This window comes from Ferruginibacter sp., assembly GCF_031430955.1.
GTDB lineage: Bacteria > Bacteroidota > Bacteroidia > Chitinophagales > Chitinophagaceae > Ferruginibacter.
Window position 1 is genome coordinate 1 of record NZ_JANPCM010000256.1, and the last position, 2314, is coordinate 2314.

Consider the following 2314-nt stretch of genomic DNA (forward strand, 5'->3'; position numbering starts at 1 on the left):
GTTATTAATTAGCCTCGGCAATAAAAGTGGGGGCAGAAAAATTTTTTTAAAAGCAGGGGTACCTATGCCGCCGGGGGCGGAAGATTTAAAAACCTATGAAGATATTGTGCATGCTGTGGCAGCATTAAAAGATATGTATCCCGAAATAAAAAAGGCAGTAATAAAATTGAATGATGGTTTTTCAGGAGAAGGGAATGCGATAATAAAATATCCGGAAGGGCTTGATAAAAAAGAAATTTTTAACTGGATACATCATAACCTGCATAAAAAAATTGTGCCTGTTGCAAAAGATCTTAGCGCCGCATTTTTTTTAGATAAATTTAATGAGATGGGAGGTATAGTGGAAGCATTTGTAGAAGGCGCAATAAAAACTTCTCCATCGGTGCAATGCAGGATAAATCCTTCAGGCGAAATAGATATTATTAGTACGCATGATCAATTACTGAGTGGCGAAGATGCACAGGTTTTTGTTGGGGCACATTTTCCTGCAGATGATTGTTACAGTAAAACAATTAGTGATTTAGGGAAAATAATTTCGATGCAGTTAAAAAAAGAAGGCGTACTGGGAAGATTTAGTATTGATTTTATTTCGGTGAAAGAAAATGACGAATGGACACATTATGCTGTTGAAATAAATTTACGCAAAGGCGGCACAACCCACCCTTTTTTAATGCTGCAGTTTTTAACTGATGGGTATTATGATGAAGCCAATGGTATATTTAAAACACACGATGACCGACCCCGTTATTATTTTGCATCCGATAATGTACAGAGCGATTTTTATAAAGGGTTAACACCACAGGATTTGATTAACATTGCCATGTATCACGGATTACATTTTGATGGTGCTGCACAAAAAGGTGTAATGTTTCACATGATAGGTGCCTTATCGCAATTTGGAAAAATGGGTATGGTTTGTATTGGCGCCTCGCCGGAAGAAGCTAAAGCCTTATACAAAAAAACAATTGACGTGCTGGATGCAGAAACAGCATTACAGTAAAAATTTATTTTAAAACTTCCACCGCACAAAAGCTTCCATGGCTGCATACTGTGTTAACCCCAGTTGTGCATATAGTTTTGCAGTACTGGCATTGCGTTCTTCGGCACGCTGCCAAAATTCACGGCTGTCGCTGCCCTGAAAAGGCACACTGTCTTTTTGTGATTGATGAATAAAAATACCATGACGTTTTTTTACAACCTGGTCGGGGCTCATAGGAATAGCCATTTCAATTTCTGTAATATCCCATTCCTGCCAGGCACCTTTGTATAACCACAGCCAGCAATTGTTGATCCAATCAGTATTTAGCTTTGAGCTTTGAGCTTTGAGCCTCTTCAACGCTTCTATCACTACATCAAAACAAACTTTATGCGTACCATGCGGATCGGCAAAATCGCCGGCGCAATAAATTTGATGTGGTTTAATTTCATTTAACAACGCCATTGTAATTTCAACATCCGCTTCACCCATCGGATTTTTTTCTATGGTTCCCGTTTCGTAAAAAGGTAAATTTTGAAAATGAATTTGATTATCTTTTAAGCCCACATATTTACAGGTGGCTTTGGCTTCACATCTTCTTATTAAACCCTTAATAGCACGTATTTCTGCAGTATCTTTTTCGGTAGATTTTTTTGTTTTTAAAAATGCCGTTGCAGTATCTAAAATATTTTTACTTTTTGTTTCATCAATATCAAACATGTTTTCAAAACCCACAGCAAAATCAATAAAACGTGTAACAAATTCATCAGTAACAGCAATATTGCCACTGGTTTGATACGCCACATGTACATCATGGCCCTGATCATGCAATCGCATAAACGTACCACCCATACTTATAATATCATCATCGGGGTGAGGGGAGAAGAGAATAACTTTTTTCGGAAATGGTTCGCTGCGTTCAGGATGTTTATGATTAGAAGAATTTTGTTTACCCCCCGGCCAGCCGGTGATAGAATCTCTCAGCATATAAAATACATCGAGATTGATATCGTAAGCATTTCCTTTTTCTGTAAGCAGGTCATTCAATCCATTATCATTATAATCTTCGGTAGTTAAACTCAATACCGGCTTTTTTACTTTTAATGCCAGGTTAGTAACGGCACGGCGTACCATCTTTGGTGTCCACTCACATTCCCCCGTAAGCCACGGGCTTTTAAACCGGGTTAATTCACTTGCAGCAGCTTCATCCACTACAAAGCTGCAATCATCATGATTTTGTAAAAGCGATGCAGGAATATCTTCTGTATCATCCAGCTCCACCGCTTTTTGTATTACCGGGGCTTTTGTTTGCCCCCATGCCATTAAAATTATTTTTTT

Annotated in this window: 2 protein-coding genes; one reads left to right on the plus strand and one right to left on the minus strand. The window is 38.2% G+C overall.

The window, feature by feature from the left end; genetic code table 11:
- On the plus strand, nt 1-1000 hold a 1000-nt coding region (locus ACY65O_RS07185), incomplete at its 5' end, for a peptide ligase PGM1-related protein (RefSeq protein WP_462220173.1).
- A 9-nt stretch (nt 1001-1009) separates the two neighbouring features.
- On the opposite strand, the gene ACY65O_RS07190 is transcribed toward ACY65O_RS07185, so the two are convergent.
- Nucleotides 1010-2314 (minus strand): PIG-L family deacetylase (locus ACY65O_RS07190; protein WP_462220174.1); only part of this gene is annotated, 1305 nt, incomplete at its 5' end.